At 71.0% G+C, this 16,209-nt stretch carries 13 protein-coding genes; 5 read left to right on the top strand and 8 right to left on the bottom strand.

The annotated features are described in order from the left end of the window. The 3 genes from ABZ281_RS11615 to ABZ281_RS11605 all read right to left on the bottom strand — a co-directional run. Nucleotides 1-1,068 (bottom strand): thiolase family protein (locus ABZ281_RS11615; protein WP_356654456.1); only part of this gene is annotated, 1,068 nt, incomplete at its 3' end. Further along, nucleotides 1,065-1,709: a CoA transferase subunit B gene (locus tag ABZ281_RS11610; protein WP_356654454.1), complete on the bottom strand. Its 645-nt coding sequence runs from the start codon at nucleotides 1,707-1,709 to the stop codon at nucleotides 1,065-1,067. The genes ABZ281_RS11610 and ABZ281_RS11615, both read right to left, overlap by 4 nt. Beyond that, a complete protein-coding gene (locus ABZ281_RS11605) occupies nucleotides 1,709-2,464 on the bottom strand; it encodes a CoA transferase subunit A (RefSeq protein WP_356654452.1) in 756 nt (251 codons plus the stop codon). Before ABZ281_RS11605 ends, ABZ281_RS11610 begins: the two co-directional genes overlap by 1 nt. Before the next feature lie 205 nt (nucleotides 2,465-2,669). Between ABZ281_RS11605 and ABZ281_RS11600 the strand changes: the two genes are divergently transcribed. Beyond that, nucleotides 2,670-3,134: a MarR family transcriptional regulator gene (locus ABZ281_RS11600; RefSeq protein ID WP_356654450.1), complete on the top strand. Its 465-nt coding sequence runs from the start codon at nucleotides 2,670-2,672 to the stop codon at nucleotides 3,132-3,134. A gap of 101 nt (nucleotides 3,135-3,235) precedes the next feature. Here the strand turns inward: ABZ281_RS11600 and ABZ281_RS11595 are convergent, their stop codons facing one another. Beyond that, on the bottom strand, nucleotides 3,236-4,219 hold the full coding sequence (locus tag ABZ281_RS11595; protein ID WP_356654448.1) for a DUF3048 domain-containing protein: 984 nt from the start codon (nucleotides 4,217-4,219) through the stop codon (nucleotides 3,236-3,238). 203 nt (nucleotides 4,220-4,422) lie between these two features. Between ABZ281_RS11595 and ABZ281_RS11590 the strand changes: the two genes are divergently transcribed. Next, nucleotides 4,423-5,613 carry a zinc-dependent alcohol dehydrogenase gene (locus ABZ281_RS11590; protein WP_356654446.1) on the top strand — a complete coding sequence of 397 codons (1,191 nt, stop codon included), beginning with the start codon at nucleotides 4,423-4,425 and terminating at the stop codon, nucleotides 5,611-5,613. Nucleotides 5,614-5,666: 53 nt separating this feature from the next. Here ABZ281_RS11590 and ABZ281_RS11585 read toward each other — a convergent pair whose 3' ends face one another. After that, on the bottom strand, nucleotides 5,667-6,731 hold the full coding sequence (locus ABZ281_RS11585; protein ID WP_356654444.1) for an ATP-dependent DNA ligase: 1,065 nt from the start codon (nucleotides 6,729-6,731) through the stop codon (nucleotides 5,667-5,669). Nucleotides 6,732-6,805: 74 nt separating this feature from the next. Here ABZ281_RS11585 and ligD point away from each other — a divergent pair, with 74 nt between their 5' ends. Next, entirely contained in the window at nucleotides 6,806-7,837 is a 1,032-nt protein-coding gene (gene ligD, locus ABZ281_RS11580) for a non-homologous end-joining DNA ligase (protein ID WP_356654442.1), read from the top strand. Here ligD and ABZ281_RS11575 read toward each other — a convergent pair. Beyond that, nucleotides 7,824-9,968 carry a family 16 glycoside hydrolase gene (locus tag ABZ281_RS11575; protein WP_356654458.1) on the bottom strand — a complete coding sequence of 715 codons (2,145 nt, stop codon included), beginning with the start codon at nucleotides 9,966-9,968 and terminating at the stop codon, nucleotides 7,824-7,826. The two genes, ligD and ABZ281_RS11575, sit on opposite strands and share 14 nt — an antisense overlap. 44 nt (nucleotides 9,969-10,012) lie before the next feature. Beyond that, on the bottom strand, nucleotides 10,013-12,493 hold the full coding sequence (locus tag ABZ281_RS11570; RefSeq protein ID WP_356654440.1) for a ThuA domain-containing protein: 2,481 nt from the start codon (nucleotides 12,491-12,493) through the stop codon (nucleotides 10,013-10,015). Nucleotides 12,494-12,682: 189 nt separating this feature from the next. Here ABZ281_RS11570 and ABZ281_RS11565 point away from each other — a divergent pair, with 189 nt between their 5' ends. Together ABZ281_RS11565 and ABZ281_RS11560 are read left to right on the top strand one after the other, a co-directional pair. Beyond that, nucleotides 12,683-13,693: a multicopper oxidase domain-containing protein gene (locus tag ABZ281_RS11565; RefSeq protein WP_356654438.1), complete on the top strand. Its 1,011-nt coding sequence runs from the start codon at nucleotides 12,683-12,685 to the stop codon at nucleotides 13,691-13,693. A gap of 93 nt (nucleotides 13,694-13,786) precedes the next feature. Next, nucleotides 13,787-14,824 carry a LacI family DNA-binding transcriptional regulator gene (locus tag ABZ281_RS11560; protein WP_356654436.1) on the top strand — a complete coding sequence of 346 codons (1,038 nt, stop codon included), beginning with the start codon at nucleotides 13,787-13,789 and terminating at the stop codon, nucleotides 14,822-14,824. 295 nt (nucleotides 14,825-15,119) lie between these two features. Here the strand turns inward: ABZ281_RS11560 and ABZ281_RS11555 are convergent, their stop codons facing one another. Continuing rightward, a complete protein-coding gene (locus ABZ281_RS11555) occupies nucleotides 15,120-15,905 on the bottom strand; it encodes a VOC family protein (RefSeq protein WP_356654434.1) in 786 nt (261 codons plus the stop codon). Nucleotides 15,906-16,209 lie beyond the last annotated feature (304 nt).

The raw sequence follows: 16,209 nt of genomic DNA, 5'->3' as shown, positions 1-16,209 counted from the left end.
GCCCAGGGCGATCGCGCCGCCCTGCGGATTGAGGATCGCGGGATCGAACTCGGGCCACTCGGCCACACATCCCAGCACCTGCGCGGCGAACGCCTCGTTCAGCTCCAGCACGGACAGGTCGTCGAACCCCCTGCCCGCCTTGGCCAACGCGCGGTTGACCGCCTCCACGGGCGCCAGCCCGAAGTAGTGCGGGTCGGTCGCCGAGACACCCGTCGCACGGACGCGGGCGAGCGGCTCGCGGCCCGTCGCCCTCAGCCCCTCCTCGTCGACGAGGAGCAGCGCCGCCGCACCGTCGTTCAGCGGGGAGGCGTTGCCCGCCGTCACGGTGCCGCCCTCCGTGCGGAAGGACGGCCTCAGCTTGGCCATCGCCGCCAGGGAGGCATCCGGGCGGACGCACTCGTCGGCGGCGAAGACCACCGGCTCGCCCTTGCGCTGCGGGATCGCCACGGACGCCAGCTCGCCGTCGAACAGGCCCTCGGACTGCGCTCGGGCCGCCTTCTCGTGGCTGCGCAGGGCGAATTCGTCCTGCTGCTCCCGGCCGATCTTGTGCTTGTCCGCGATGAGTTCGGCCGACTCGCCCAGCGGAATCGTCCACTGCGGCTCCATCCGCGGGTTGACCATCCGCCAGCCGAGCGTCGTCGAGTACAGCTCGGTGTGCCCGGCCGGGAAGGGCTTGTCGCTCTTCGGCAGCACCCAGGGCGCCCGGGTCATGGACTCGACGCCACCGGCCAGCACGACGGACGCGTCGCCGAGCGCGATGGCCCGGGCCGCCTGGATCACGGCCTCCAGACCGGACGCGCACAGCCGGTTGACCGTCACGCCCGGCACGGACGTGGGCAGACCGGCGAGCAGCGCGGCCATCCGGCCGACGTTGCGGTTCTCCTCACCGGCCCCGTTCGCGTTGCCGAAGTACACGTCCTCGACCCGGGCCGGGTCCAGCTCCGGCGTACGGCCGAGGAGTTCGCGGACGGCGTGCGCGGCCAGATCGTCCGGACGCACACCCGCGAGACCGCCGTTGTAGCGGCCGATCGGCGTGCGGACCGCGTCGACGATGTAGACGTCCTTCACTTCAATCCCTCCGGCACGGTCACTTCGGCCTCGGTCCTGGCGACGATCTCGCCGGTGGTCACACCCGGCGCGGTCTCGACCAGGACGAGCCCGTCGTCGGTGACGTCGAGGACGCCGAGGTCGGTGATGATCCGGTTCACGCACCCCTTTCCGGTCAGCGGCAGGGCGCACTCGGTGAGGATCTTCGGCGAGCCGTCCTTGGCGGTGTGCGTCATGACGACGACGACCGTGCGGGCCCCGTGCACCAGGTCCATCGCCCCGCCGATGCCGGTGATCAGCTTGCCGGGCACGGCCCAGTTGGCCAGGTCGCCCCGCTCGGACACCTGCATGGCACCGAGCACGGCTACGTCGATGTGCCCGCCCCGGATCATCGAGAACGACAGCGCCGAGTCGAAGAAGGACGCGCCCGGCAGGACCGTCACCGTCTCCTTCCCGGCGTTGATCAGATCCGGGTCGACGGCGTCCTCGGCGGGGTAGGGGCCGGTGCCCAGGATGCCGTTCTCCGATTCGAGGACGACCTCGACGCCCTCGGGGAGGAAGTTCGGGATGAGCGTGGGCAGGCCGATGCCGAGATTGACGTACTGGCCGTCCCGCAGCTCCCGCGCCGCCCGTGCGGCCATCTCCTCACGCGTCCAGGCCATCAGGACCTCACCGTCCGCTGCTCGATCTTCTTGTCCGCCGCCTGCTCCGGGGTGAGCGCGAGCACCCGCTGCACGAAGATGCCCGGCAGGTGCACCGCGTCCGGGTCGATCTCACCGGGCTCCACCAGCTCCTCCACCTCGGCGATCGTGACCCGTCCGGCCGTCGCGGCCAGCGGGTTGAAGTTCCGGGAGGACTTGTTGAAGACCAGGTTGCCGTGCCGGTCGCCCTTCCAGGCCCGCACCAGGGCGAAGTCGGTGCGGATGCCCCGCTCCAGCACGTACTCGGTGCCGTCGAACTCCCGGACCTCCTTCGGCGGTGAGGCGAGGGCGACCCCGCCCTCCCCGTCGTAGCGCCAGGGCAGCCCGCCGTCGGCGACCTGGGTGCCGACGCCGGCCGGGGTGTAGAAGGCGGGGATCCCGGCGCCGCCGGCCCGCAGCCGCTCGGCCAGCGTGCCCTGTGGGATCAGCTCGACCTCCAGCTCCCCGGCCAGGTACTGCCGGGCGAACTCCTTGTTGGCGCCGATGTAGGAGCCCGTGACCCGGGCGATTCGTCCCGCGGCCAGCAGCACCGCCAGGCCCGACTCCATCGCCCCGCAGTTGTTGGAGACCACCGACAGCCCGGCCACGCCGCGCTGGTACAGCGCCTCGATCAGTACGCTCGGCACACCGCTCAGCCCGAAACCACCCACCGCGAGCGACGAACCGTCCGGCACGTCGGCCACCGCCTCCAGTGCTGTGGCGACCACCTTGTCCATCCGAGAAGCCCCATCTCTTTCGAGCGGCCCGACCAGATTAATCAGGGCACTGAGTATTTCTGCAAGCTGTCCCTCACGCTGCCATCGGGGCGGTGGGGCGTCAAGGCCGCAGCAGATTGGCTTGCGATCCTTTGCGAAGGCGGCAGACAGCACTCGATGCGTTGAGTATTGTTCAGTGCACCGACGAACCGACCGAGGGGTGCACATGGCGGCCGCGGACCTCACCACCCACCCCGGGCACCTGGCCCGGCGGCTCCAGCAGGCGCACTACCTGCTGTGGAACGCGATGGTCTCCGAGGAGATCACTTCGCCCCAGTTCGCCGTCCTCAACACCCTCGTCGCCGAGCCCGGGCTGGACCAGCGCACGGTGGGGGAGCGGGTGGGGCTCGACCGGTCCACCATCGCCGAGGTGATCAGCCGGCTCGGCCGGCGCGGACTGCTGGACAAGGTCCGTGATCCCCAGGACGGTCGCCGCTCCCTGCTGCACCTCACGGACGAGGGGGCCCGCACACATCGGAAGCTGACGGTGCGCACGGCCCGGATGAACCAGGTGTTCCTCGCCCCGCTGACCGCCGACGAGCGGACGGTCTTCTTCGACCTCATCCGGCGGGTCGCGGACGCGGCCGAGGGGCTCCGCAATCCTGAGGAGCCCCTGGTGGCGCCCAGCTGACGGACGCGGCCCCGCCGGTCCGGACGGGCAGGGCGGTCCGGACGGGCAGGGCGGTCCGGACGGGCCGGCGGTCCGGACGGCGCGGGCGGAAGGGGGGCCGGTCAAGGTGTCTTGGCGAACACCACCCATACCTGGCCCTTCGCGAAGTTCACCGGCGTGCCGTCACCGGTGGTGAACGTCGTGCCGTCCGTGGCCTTCTCCCGCTTCCAGTGCACGTCCCAGGCCCGCCCGTCGCGCAGCACCGTCGCCTTCCCCGAGCCGACCGTCTCGGTATACGGCGTGTTGTTGCCGAGGAAGTCCCGGAAGGCGGACTCGCGCACCGTCACGTACTGCACGACGACCGTCGCGGCGGCCATCCGCTCACCGTCGGCCGTCGTCGCGGGTGCGCCGTCCATGCCGACCAGCCAGCGGTCGCGGGAGTCCGACCAGGTGAAGGTGAAGCCGGCCGCCGGGTAGCGCACCGTCCGGGTCGCCGTCGCCGTGCCGCCCACGGGTGCCGGTCCATAGTGGAAGCCGGTGGTCAGGGCGGCCTGTCCCGGGGCCTCGGGCACGATCCGCTCGGGACGCAGGTAGAGGTTGTGCGGGGCGGGCCTGCCGGAGCCACGGAAGAAGGCGTCGGCGGCGTTGCCCGGTGTCTCCCCTCGCAGCGGCGCCTTGTCGATCAGCGGCAGGAGCTTCTTCTGCGCGCCGGAGAAGGCCAGTATGGGCCGGTCGAACTGGCGCAGCAGCTCCAGATCCGACTCGCGTGCGCTGCGCACCGGCCCGACCGTCTTCGGCAGCCGGGTCGCGTACACCGCCATCAGCCGGCTCAGTCCGCCCTCGACCTGCTCCGCGTAGACCACGTCCGCGGCGTCGACGCCCGTGTGCGGGCGGGCTGGCGCGGCGTTGTCGATCTTGACGACGAGGGCGGCCGGGCTCCGCGCCGAGGGGGATTCCCCCTGACTCGACTCCTTCGGCGACCCCCGTCCGTCGTCGCCCGGCCCGCCGCCCCCGCTCGTGCAGCCCGCCGCCAGGGCGGCCGTCATCGTGGCGGCCAGCAGCGCCGTCGTCGTCGCGGCGCGCCGTCCGCGCGCTCCTCGTCCCATGCCCACCGTCGCCACCGCGCCTCATGTCATCGACCTGTCTTGATTGTGCGCTTATCTGAACATCGACGCCCATCGTCGATCGGTCTTGGCGAGGAAGTGTCTCCGCCGCGTCCGTCGATCAGCGCAAGGTTCAGCGCGGGGCCTCCGGGTACCCGGACGTCGCCGTACGACCGACGCGCACGCTACGGAGGGAGCGCGAGGCGATGAGGGCAGTGACCTGGCAGGGCAAGCGGGACGTGCGGGTGGAGAACGTGCCCGATCCGACGATCCAGGAGCCGACGGACGCGGTCATCCGCATCACCTCCACGGGGCTGTGCGGATCCGACCTGCACCTGTACGAAGTGCTCACCCCGTTCATGACACCGGGCGACATCCTCGGCCATGAACCCATGGGCATCGTCGAGGAGGTCGGCGCCGGCGTCCCGGACCTCCAGGTGGGGGACCGGGTCGTGGTGCCGTTCCAGATCGCCTGCGGCAACTGCTGGATGTGCCTCACCGGTCTTCCCACCCAGTGCGAGACCACCCAGGTCCAGGGCGAGGGCATGGGCGCCGCCCTGTTCGGCTACACCCGCCTGTACGGCGCGGTGCCGGGCGCCCAGGCCGAGTACCTGCGCGTACCGCAGGCGCAGTTCGGCCCGATCAAGGTCCCCGAGGGCCCGCCCGACGACCGCTTCGTCTACCTCTCCGACGTCCTGCCCACCGCGTGGCAGGCCGTCGCCTATGCCGATGTCCCGAAGGGCGGCAGCGTCGCGGTGCTCGGCCTCGGCCCCATCGGCGACATGGCCTGCCGCGTCGCCCAGGTGCAGGGCGCCGGGCAGGTGTTCGGCGTGGACCTGGTCCCGGAGCGGCTGCGCCGGGCCAAGGCGCGGGGCGTGGAGACCTTCGACCTGAGGTCCTTCGACAACGAGAAGGAACTCGTCGCCGCGATCCAGGACCGGACCGACGGCCGCGGACCGGATGCCGTGATCGACGCCGTCGGCACCGAGGCCCACGGCAGCGCGGCCGCGCGCCTGGTGCAGAACGCCGCGGCCATCCTGCCCCGCAAGATCGGCGCCCCGATCGCCGAGCGCTTCAGCGTCGACCGCCTCGCCGCCCTCTACACCGCCATCGACCTGGTCCGCCGCGGCGGCACCATCTCGCTGTCCGGTGTCTACGGCGGCATGGCCGACCCGCTGCCGCTGCTCACCCTGTTCGACAAGCAGATCCAGATGCGGATGGGCCAGGCCAACGTCCGCCGCTGGAGCGACGACATCATCCCGTACCTGACCGACGAGGACCCGCTCGGCGTGGACGACTTCGCCACCCACCGGGTGCCGCTGTCGGAGGCCCCGCACGCGTACGAGATGTTCCAGCGCAAGCAGGACGGCGCGGTCAAGGTCCTGATGCAGCCCTGACGGGCAAGCGCAGCCCCGACCGGTCCGAGAACCATCAGAAGGCCCCTGGTTGCCTAGGCGCCGAGGATCTCCGCCAGGTCGTAGCGGACCGGTTCCTCCAGCTGCGCGTAGGTGCAGCTCTCGGGGGTCCGGTCCGGGCGCCAGCGGCGGAAACGGGCAGTGTGCCGGAAGCGCTGCCCGTTCTCCATGTGGTCGTACGCCACCTCGGCCACCCGGTCCGGCCTCAGCGGCACCCACGACAGGTCCTTGCGGCCCGACCAGCGGCTCGGCGCCCCCGGCAGCCGGGCCTTCTCGTGGGCCGCCTCCTCGGACCAGGCCGCCCACGGATGCCCCGTCACGTCGTCCAGCCGCAGCGGCTCCAGCTCCGCCACCAGCTCGGCGCGCCGCTTCATCGTGAAGGCGGCGGACACCCCCACGTGCTGGAGGGCCCCCCGGTCGTCGTACAGGCCGAGCAGCAGCGAACCGATGACCGGACCGCTCTTGTGCAGCCGGTACCCGGCGACCACGACGTCCGCCGTCCGCTCGTGCTTGATCTTGAACATGGCGCGTGCGTCCGGCCGGTAGCGCACCGTCAGCGGCTTGGCGATGACACCGTCCAGTCCCGCTCCCTCGTACTCCTCGAACCACTGCCGCGCCACCTCGATGTCGGTGGTCGCGGGCGCCAGGTGCACCGGTGCCCGCACCCCGGACAGCTCCCCGGTCAGCCGCTCCCGCCGCTCGGTCAGCGGCGCGTCCATCAGCGACTCGTCCCCCAGCGCCAGCACATCGAACACGACGAGCGACGCCGGAGTTCGCTCCGCCAGCATCCGCACCCGCGAGTCCGCCGGATGGATCCGCTCCGTCAGCGCGTCGAAGTCCAGATGCCCCTCGCGCGCGATCACGATCTCCCCGTCCACCACGCACCTCTCGGGCAACCTCTCCCGCACGGCCGTCACGAGCTCGGGAAAGTACCTGGTCAGCGGCTTCCCGGTGCGGCTGCCCAGCTCGACCTCGTCCCCGTCGCGGAACACGATCGCCCGGAAGCCGTCCCACTTCGCCTCGTACTGCATACCCGCGGGGATCGCCGCCACGGACTTGGCGAGCATCGGCAGGACGGGGGGCGTCACCGGCAGATCCATGGATCGATTCTGCTCTGATGTGCACTGAAGCGCCCGATATGCGAGGTGTGCGGGCTACGCCTACCGTGGCGGGCATGGGTGACGCGGTGGAACTGGAGGTGGCCGGCCGGACCGTACGGCTGTCCAGCCCGGACAAGATGTTCTTCCCGGAGCGCGGCTTCACCAAGCTGGACCTCGCCCGCTACTACATCGCCGTCGGCCCCGGCATCCTGCGCGCCCTGCGCGACCGGCCCACCACCCTGGAGCGCTACCCCGAAGGCGTGAACGGCGAGAACTTCTTCCAGAAGCGGGCGCCGAAGAACATGCCCGACTGGATCCCGACCGCGCACATCACCTTCCCCAGTGGCCGCAGCGCCGACGAGATGTGCCCCACCGAGGCCGGAGCGGTGGTGTGGGCCGCCCAGTTCGGCACCCTCACCTTCCACCCCTGGCCGGTCCGCCGCGACGACGTCGACCACCCGGACGAACTCCGCATCGACCTCGATCCGCAGCCCGGCACCGACTACGACGACGCCGCCCGCGCCGCCCACGAACTGCGCTCGGTGCTCGACGAGTTCGGCGGACTGCGGGGCTTCCCCAAGACGTCCGGCGGCCGGGGACTGCACGTCTTCGTGCCCATCGAACCGCGCTGGACCTTCGCCCATGTCCGCCGCGCCGCCATCGCCGTCGGCCGGGAGATGGAACGGCGCATGCCCGAGCACGTGACCATCAAGTGGTGGAAGGAGGAGCGGGGCGAGCGCATCTTCCTGGACTACAACCAGACGGCGCGCGACCGCACGATCGCCTCCGCCTACTCCGTACGTCCCCGCCCGCACGCCCCCGTCTCCGCGCCCCTGCGCTGGGACGAGGTCGGCGTCGCGCACCCCCAGGACTTCGACCTCGCGACCATGCCCGCGCGCTTCGCCGAACTCGGCGACGTACACGCCGACATGGACGACAAGCGCTACTCCCTGGAGGCCCTGCTCGACCTCGCCCGCCGCGACGAACACGACCACGGACTGGGAGACCTGCCGTACCCGCCCGAGTATCCGAAGATGCCGGGGGAGCCCAGACGGGTACAGCCGAGCAGGGCCCGCAAGGAGAAGGAGCCTCCTACAGCTCCTTGATCCGGATGTCCCGGTACGAGACCACATCCGTCGTGCCGTGCACCTGGAGCCCGATGTAGCCGGAGGCGAACCGCCGCCCGTCCGTGCCCGGGTCGTCCGAGCGGGGCGGGCTGAACTCCTGGCCGCCGGTGTTGTCGAACTCGTTGATCAGCACACCGTTGCGGAACACCGAGTAGTGCTGGCCTTCCACACGGATCTCGTAGTCGTTCCAGGTGCCCTTCTGCGTCACGCCCGCGCCGGCCAGGCCCACCCGGTCGAAACCGTAGACCGAGCCCGTCTTGTACATGTCGCCGTCGGGCCGGTCGAGCACCTGCACCTCGTGCCCGTACTTGATGGCGACCCACTCCGGGCGGGACTCCTCCGGGTGGTCGTGGACCCACGGGAAGCGCACGAACACACCGGAGTTGGCGTTGCCCGTGCCCGGGGCGTCGTCACGCCACTGGAGCTTCAGTGAGAAGTCGCCGTACTTGCGCTGCGGGAACCACAGCATGCCCATGCCGGGCGTCGTGGTGCTGGAGGTGATCGTCCCGTCCGGGTTCAGCCCGAACGAACCGCCGCCCACCTGCTGCCACTTGGCGAGAGACTCCGCGGTACCGTCGAAGAGCGCCCGGTAGCCCTCGGTCTGCCCCGGCTTGCCGATCCCGGACTGCCGGGCCGCCTTCCGGATCGCCTTGGACTCCCGCTGGTCGATCACGCCTTCCTTCAGCAGTGCGCCCAGGACGGAGTCCACGTGCTTGAGGAACAGCGCCTGGGACGTCCACTCCCTCTCGTCCTCGATCAGCTCGCCGATCCGGCAGCGGTTGTCGGTGACCTGGTTGCGCACGCCCGAGTCGACCGTGCCGACGATCACCGTCAGGCGCTCGTCGTACTCGGGGCAGTCGGGCGCGGGAACCTGCCCGGAGACGACCGTGAAGGTCACGGTGCGGGCCGCCGCGGTGTTGCCCGCCTTGTCCGTCGCCCGGTACGCCACGGAGTGTGCGCCCGCCCGGTCGACCACCACGGGCCCCGAGTAGGCCAGGTACGGGCCGCCGTCCAGCGAGTACTCGATCCGCTCGACGCCCGAGCCGTGCTCGTCGGTCGCCGTGACCGTCACCCGGGCACTGTTGACGTACGCCCCGTTGGCGTTCCTCGTGCCCGCCACGGCCACGCCCGTCACCGGCGGGGCGGTGTCCGCTGGCGGCGCCGCGACGACCGTGAACCGCACGCTCTTCTCGGCCGCCACGTTGCCCGCCTTGTCGGTGGCGCGGTAGCGGACGGTGTGTGCACCCACCTGGTGCACCATCACGGGCGCGGTGTACGGCTGCCAGGCACCGGAGCCGATCGCGTACTCGATCGTGTTGACCCCGGTCCCCGTGTCGGAGGCCGAGACGGTGACCGTCGCCATGTCGATGTACGCCCCGTCGGCGTCGCGCTCGCCGCTCACCGTCGCCGAGGTCTCCGGAGCGGTGGTGTCGTCCGACTGGGGAGCGACGACCGTGAACGCGGCGCTCTTCTCGGCGGAGACGTTCCCCGCCTTGTCGAACGCGCGATAGCGGACCGTGTGGCCGCCGACCTGGTCGACGACGACCGGCGTGGTGTACGGCTGCCAGGCACCCGCGTCACCGATCGCGTACTCGATCCTCTCCACGCCGGAACCGCCCTCGTCGGTGGCGTGCAGCGCCACGCTCGCCGAGCCGACGTACTCGCCCTGCGCGTTCTGCGTGCCGCTCACGTGCGCCGACGCCTCGGGCGCCGTGGTGTCCTCGCCGGTGCCCTCGGTCACCGTCAGGATGCCCTGCATCTGGCCGTGGCCGGGGATCGTGCAGTGGTAGAAGTACCGGCCGGGTGTGAGCGTGACCTGGGCGGTGTGCTTGCCGCCCTGGGCGTCGTTCGGGTTGGCCAGGATGTTGAGCTGCACGTCGCTGTTGAACTCGGGGTCGCTGGTCACGAACGTCAGCGTGTGCGGCATGCCCGTGGTGTTGCCGGTGGCCGCGCTGTTCTCGAAGACGATCGTCGCCGGGCCGGCGACCGCCGTCTTCGGCGCCGAGAGGTACGTGTCGATGTCGTTGCCGGCCGTCCAGGTGAGCACCTGGTCGGCGGTCTTCTTCCCGGTCTGCCCGGCGGCGGGCAGCGCCTGCACGCCGAGCATCATCAGCAGGGCGGCCAGCAGGGCGGCCCAGCCTCTTCGTTGCCGGATCACTCGCTCCCCCTCGCCAGCCGGCCGGCGGCCGGGGTCGGTCCGCCGCCCTTGTAGGTGACCCGCCACAGGGCCGACTTGGAGTCCGAGGTGAAAAAGCCGCGCCCGTAGTCGAGGACGTACAGCGCGCCGTCCGGACCGAACTTCCAGTCCATGAGGTTCTTGATGCCGTCGTTGCCGATCGGCACGATCTTCTTCAGCGACTCCGCGTGCACCGGCAGACCACCGTCGCCTTGCGTCTTCGGGTCCATGAGCACCGCGTTGCGCGGCTGGTCGGCGTCGTAGAAGTCGCCGACGAACCACTTGCCGTCCCAGTACGCCGGCCATTTCACGGCGCTGTCGGCCGCGACCGTGCCGTAGCGGTAGACCGGTCCGTTCATCGCGGCCTGCCCACCGCCCTTCAGCCAGGGCAGCCGGTAGGTGGCCTCCGCCGGCTTGTACGACGGGACGCCGTTCGCGTCGCGCGGGTAGTCCGGGCCGCCGCCCGAGGGCGAGTACCAGATGTTGTTGGCGGTCACCGGTGGCAGGTTGACCAGGCCGTCGTTGTTCGGCGACTCGTTCTTCGGGCGGTCGCAGTCGTACCAGTCCAGTGGCTTGGACGGGTCCGGCAGATTGCGGTCCCGGTAGGGCTGCTTGTTGCCCATGCAGTACGGCCAGCCGCGGTTGCCCGCCTCGGTGATGGCGGCGAAGGTGTCGTACTTGGCCGGGCCCCAGGTCGTCGAGGGCGCACTCGCGTCCGGGCCGACCCAGCCCGCGTAGAGCACGTCGGTCGACGTGTCGACGGAGATGCGCGCCGGGTTGCGGACGCCCATCACATAGATCTCGCCGCGCGTCTTGCCGCCGCCCTCGGCGGTCTCCTTCCCGGTGAAGAGATTGCCCTGGGGGAGTGTGTACGTCCCGTCCGGCTCCGGGTGGATACGCAGGATCTTGCCGTTGAGGTTGTTGGTGCTGCCCGCGGTGCGGCGTGCGTCCGCGAAGGAGACGCCCTTGTAGTTCGGCTCCGGGTTGTTGCCCGAGTAACCGGCGCTGAATCCGCTGGAGTTGTTGTCACCGGTGGCGATGTACAGGTTGCCCTTGGAGTCCCAGGCCATCCCGCCGCCCGCGTGGCAGCAACTGTGGATCTGCACCGGCCACTTCAGCAGGACCTTCTCGCTGGACAGGTCCAGCTTGTTCGTGGCCCGGTCGAGCGTGAACCGGGAGACCCGTCGCTCCGCCATCCGTGTCTCGCGGTTGATCCGCTCGTGCGGTGTGTAGTGCAGATACATCCAGCCGTTCTGCGCGAACCGCGGGTCCAGCTCGATGCCGAGCAGCCCCTCCTCGACCTTGACCAGCTCGTCGCCGCCGCCCTTGTTGCCGAAGACGGTGAGCGCCCCGGCCAGGGTGACCTGCTTGGTCTTCGGGTCGTAGACGTGGATCTCGCCCGTGCCCTTGCCGATGTCGGGGTTGTTCCAGTCCGTGATCACAGGCTGCGAGGAATCCGCGCCGCCCCGGCCGATGTAGAACACCCGGCCGTCGGGCGCGGTGACCATCCCGTGCGGCTCGCCGATCTGGTCGTTCTGCCCGGGCTGGTTGGGCTTGGTCAGCCGCTCCGCCGCGTAGTTGGCGTTGATGGTCGCCTTGCAGTCGGCCTGCTCCAGCCGGGTCGTCCACATCAACGCGCCGCGCAGATGATCGCGGAAGTCCGTCTCGTCGTAGGACGACACCGTCCCGCCCATGCCGGTGTAGAAGGACCGTCCGCCGTCGTAGTCACGGCACCAGCTGACCGGATGGTCCCAGCCGTTGGAGCCCGAGCCCGGCTGGTACGTCGACTCGCGGACCCGGGCCACCGTGTGCACGTCGCCCGAGGGGTTCTTCACCCAGTTCAACCACCGGTCCGGTCGTTTCCACTGCACCGGCAGGTCCTTGGTGGCGGGGTGTCCGCGGTCGCCGACCTCGACGGTCGCGCGCTGGACCGCCGTCGGGCTCGAGGCGGCCGGGCGGGCACCCACCAGGCCGGTGAACCAGTCCGAGTACGGCTCCGCGCGCGCCGCGTCATGAATGCCGACGAACCCGCCGCCGGCCTCCATGTACGCCTCCAGGCCCGCCTCCTGCTCCGCGTCGAGGACGTCGCCCCCGCCGGTCAGGAACACGATCGCGTTGAAGCGGCCGAGCCTCGTGGAGTCGGTGAACACCGAGGCGTCACCGGTGGCCTGCACCTTGAAGCGGCGGTTCGCCGGGCCGGTCAGGCCGATGTCCTCGATGGCCTCGATCCCGGCGTTCACCACGGGCGACTCCTCCCCGGCCGCCGCGGAACCGTGGAAGATCAGCACCCGTACGTTCGCGCCGCCCGGCGGCGACTTGATCGACATCGTTGTCAGCGGGGGTTCGGGGAAAGGGCGCGCGTTCGCGGCCGGGCCCGACAGCAGCCCGGCGGCCACGACCCCGGCGGCGACGGGCGCCGCCCAGACGCGTCTTGACTTGCTCAACCCTCGTAAGTGCATGGGCACCTCCTCGGTCACAGCAATACCGCCAAGGAAGCTAAACCTCTTTGCACGTCACGCCAATACCTATGACCGGGATGGCACCAACTTTGTCTTGAGTGTGGATAAACGGCAGTGCGGCCGGTACCGTCGCACAGGTTCATCACAGGTACGCCTCCGTAAATGCCTTACCAGGGTGGGGAGTTCCGCATGGACAGACGCAGCTTCAACCGGCGGGTCCTGCTGGTCGGCGCGGCCGTCGCGACATCGTTGTCCGTGGCGCCGGAGGCCATGAGCGCCGCCGGACCGGCGAAGACGGCGCCCGCCGGAGGCGAGGTGAAGCGCATCAAGCTCTACGCCGAGAAACTCCCCGACGGGCAGATGGGCTACGGCCTGGAGAAGGGCAAGGCGAGCGTCCCGGGCCCGCTGATCGAGCTCAACGAAGGCGACACGCTGCACGTCGAGTTCGAGAACACCATGGACGTGGAGGTCAGCCTGCACGTCCACGGCCTGGACTACGAGATCACCAGCGACGGAACGAAACTGAACCGCAGTCATGTCGAGCCGGGCGGCACCCGCACCTACACCTGGCGCACCCACGGCCCCGGCCGACGCAAGGACGGCACCTGGCGCTCGGGCAGCGCGGGCTACTGGCACTACCACGACCACGTCGTCGGCACGGAACACGGCACCGTGGGGCTGCAGAAGGGCCTCTTCGGCCCGGTCATCGTCCGCCGCAAGGGCGACGTCCTGCCCGACCGCACCCACACGGTCGTCTTCAACGACATGCGCATCAACAACAAGCCGCCGCACTCCGGGCCGAACTTCGAGGCCACGGTGGGGGATCGCGTGGAGTTCGTCGTGATCACGCACGGCGAGTTCTACCACACGTTCCATATGCACGGTCACCGCTGGGCGGACAACCGCACCGGCATGCTGACCGGCCCCGACGACCCCAGTCAGGTCATCGACAACAAGATCACGGGACCGGCCGACTCCTTCGGCTTCCAGGTGATCGCGGGGGAGGGGGTCGGCGCCGGTGCCTGGATGTACCACTGCCACGTCCAGAGCCACTCCGATATGGGGATGGTCGGACTGTTCCTGGTGAAGAAGCCGGACGGGACCATTCCGGGGTACGACCCGCACGAGCACGGCGACGAGCCGGCGGGTGGCGGCCACGAACACGGGAAGGAGCCGGCGGACGGCGCTCACGAGCACTGACGGGCGGTTGCTCTCCACGGCAGCGAGAGCGCTCTCACCACACTGCGTGTCCGGGGCTATCCTGATCCGCAGCCGCAGGTGAGGAGCCCCGAAGTGACCGACACAGCGCCGCGTCCCACCCTGGAGGCCGTGGCCGCCCGGGCCGGTGTCTCGCGGGCCACCGTGTCCCGCGTGGTCAACGGCGGGGACGGGGTGCGGGACATCCTCGTGGAGCGGGTCCGCAAGGCAGTCGACGAGCTCGGGTACGTGCCCAACCAGGCCGCCCGCTCCCTGGTGACCCGGCGGCACGACGCGATCGCGGTCGTCGTCGCCGAACCGGAGACCCGGGTCTTCGCCGACCCGTTCTTCGCGCTCCAGCTGCGTGGCATCAGCAAGGAGCTCACCGCCCACGACAACCAGCTCGTGCTGCTGCTCACGGAGGGCCGGGACGACCACGCCCGGGTCGGTCGCTACCTCGCCGGCGGACATGTCGACGGGGCCCTGGTCTTCTCCCTGCACCTCGACGACCCGCTGCCGGAGCTGATCCAGCGGGCCGGTGTCCCCACCGTATTCGGCGGGCGGCCGGGTTGGAGCGGTGACCGGCGCGAGGTGGTCTACGTCGACAGCGACAACCGCGGCGGCGCCCGCGACGCCGTACGCCACCTGGCCGGTCTCGGCCGCAGCCGGATCGCGCACATCACCGGTGCCCTCGACCAGACCTCCGCCGCCGACCGCCTCGACGGCTACCGGGACGTCATGGTGGACGCCGACCCGCGGCTGATCGCCGAGGCCGACTTCACTCCCGCCGGGGGTGAGCGGGCGATGCGCGAGCTCCTGGAGCGCTGCCCGGACGTGGACGCGGTGTTCGCCGCCAACGACCTCATGGCCTCAGGGGCGTTGTGCGTCCTGCGCGGGGCCGGCCGCCGGGTCCCCGACGACGTGGCGGTGATCGGCTTCGACGACATGCGGCCCGTCGCGGAACAGACCGACCCGCCCCTCACGACGGTCCGTCAGGACATAGAGGAGATGGGCCGCCTGATGGCCCGCCTGCTGCTGCGCGGCCTGGACCGGCACGCCCCGCGGGAGAGCGTCGGGGCGACCCCGTCGAGCGTGGTGCTGCCGACGACGCTGGTGCGGCGGGGGTCGGCCTAGAGGTCGTGTCCGCAAAGCCGCGCCTGCCCCGCGACGCCTGGCACGCTCGCCCAAGCTCCCGACTCCGCTCGAACAGGGGGGACCCCCACTCACTGCACCGGACGAAGCCCCAAGTGCGTCCGGTACGAGGGGCTCCGCCCGGCACGCCGAGAGCACGCACCGGACGCCGCGGGGCCCGCCCTCCGGGCGAACGACGGGACTTCGCGGACACGACCTGGGGAGTGTCGTCGCGGGCGGATGGCGCTTTCGCACCACCCGCGGCGGGTATCACTTCCGCAACGCGCCCCGGCCGGCCTCAGGCTCGCTGCGGCTCGCTGTGGATCACCGCGAAGCGGGCGCCGTACGGGTCGGCGAGTTTGGCGAGGCGGCCGACGGACGGGAGGTCCGTCGCGGGGAGGCGGACCGTGCCGCCCAGCTCCCCGGCCCTGGCCACGACGGCGTCCGGGTCGCCGACCTCGAAGTACGGCAGCCAGTGCGCCTCCTCCTCGCCCGGGGCGTCGGCCAGCGGGACGACACCGCCGAACATGGCGTCCTCGCGCTCCCCGGCGGGGTTGAACGTGGTGTACGTGCCGCCGGCGAAGTCCGCGCCGAAGGTCTCCAGACCGAGCACGGAGTGGTAGAAGGCCGCCGCGGCCGGGACGTCCGCCGTGTACAGCTCGACCCAGCACAGCGAGCCGTGCTCCTGGACGACCTCCAGGCCCTTGTTGCGGCCCGGCTGCCACAGGCCGAAGGGCACCCCGGCCTGGTCGGCGAGGATCGCCATCCGGCCCAGGTCCTGGACGTCCATCGGCTGCACCGCCACCGAGCCGTGCGCCTGCTCGGCCGCCCGGGCCGTGGCGTCCGCGTCCGGCGTCCGGAAGTACACCGTCCAGGACGGCGGGCCCTGCTCCGGCGTGGTCTGCATGCCCCCGGCGGCCGTCCTGCCCCCGAGCTGGAACAGGCCGTACCCTCCGGCCTCCGGGCCGCCCGGCTGGAACCGCCAGCCGAACAGCCCGCCGTAGAAGGCGGCGGCGCCGTCGATGTCGGGGGTGCCGAGATCGATCCAGTTCGGAGCGCCGGTGACGTAACGGGTGGTGAGCATCGTCGCCCTCCTCGCACAGGGGCCCGTCGTCTGCACTGCCGAGTCTTTCACCGCCCGGTGCCGACCGCCGCCGGAACGCCGCCGCGGCGTGGTTTCGGATGTCTCCGCGCGCCGCCGTGCGCCGACCCCGTCCGCGGGCCACCATCGAAGCGGCCGGGGGCCCGTGAACGCGGCGTTGATCCCGCGTTGATCGAACGTTTTTCGCCGCCGGCAACGCTTTCGGACATGCACATCGACACGATCACCCGTAGCCCTGCTGGTAGGCCTGGTCGTAGCCCTGCTGGTCGTACGGCGGGTTCTGGCC

This window comes from Streptomyces sp. NPDC006265 (genome assembly GCF_040613555.1).
In the GTDB taxonomy this organism is placed as follows: Bacteria; Actinomycetota; Actinomycetes; order Streptomycetales; family Streptomycetaceae; genus Streptomyces.
This window is presented reverse-complemented; position numbering and strand designations above follow the sequence as displayed.

Coding starts and splice junctions, on each gene's coding strand:
- ABZ281_RS11610 (WP_356654454.1), bottom strand. CDS start 1,709: ATGGCCTGGACGCGTGAGGAGATGGCCGCACGGGCGGCGCGGGAGCTG.
- ABZ281_RS11605 (WP_356654452.1), bottom strand. CDS start 2,464: ATGGACAAGGTGGTCGCCACAGCACTGGAGGCGGTGGCCGACGTGCCG.
- ABZ281_RS11600 (WP_356654450.1), top strand. CDS start 2,670: ATGGCGGCCGCGGACCTCACCACCCACCCCGGGCACCTGGCCCGGCGG.
- ABZ281_RS11595 (WP_356654448.1), bottom strand. CDS start 4,219: ATGGGACGAGGAGCGCGCGGACGGCGCGCCGCGACGACGACGGCGCTG.
- ABZ281_RS11590 (WP_356654446.1), top strand. CDS start 4,423: ATGAGGGCAGTGACCTGGCAGGGCAAGCGGGACGTGCGGGTGGAGAAC.
- ABZ281_RS11585 (WP_356654444.1), bottom strand. CDS start 6,731: ATGGATCTGCCGGTGACGCCCCCCGTCCTGCCGATGCTCGCCAAGTCC.
- ligD (WP_356654442.1), top strand. CDS start 6,806: ATGGGTGACGCGGTGGAACTGGAGGTGGCCGGCCGGACCGTACGGCTG.
- ABZ281_RS11575 (WP_356654458.1), bottom strand. CDS start 9,968: ATGATGCTCGGCGTGCAGGCGCTGCCCGCCGCCGGGCAGACCGGGAAG.
- ABZ281_RS11570 (WP_356654440.1), bottom strand. CDS start 12,493: ATGCACTTACGAGGGTTGAGCAAGTCAAGACGCGTCTGGGCGGCGCCC.
- ABZ281_RS11565 (WP_356654438.1), top strand. CDS start 12,683: ATGGACAGACGCAGCTTCAACCGGCGGGTCCTGCTGGTCGGCGCGGCC.
- ABZ281_RS11555 (WP_356654434.1), bottom strand. CDS start 15,905: ATGCTCACCACCCGTTACGTCACCGGCGCTCCGAACTGGATCGATCTC.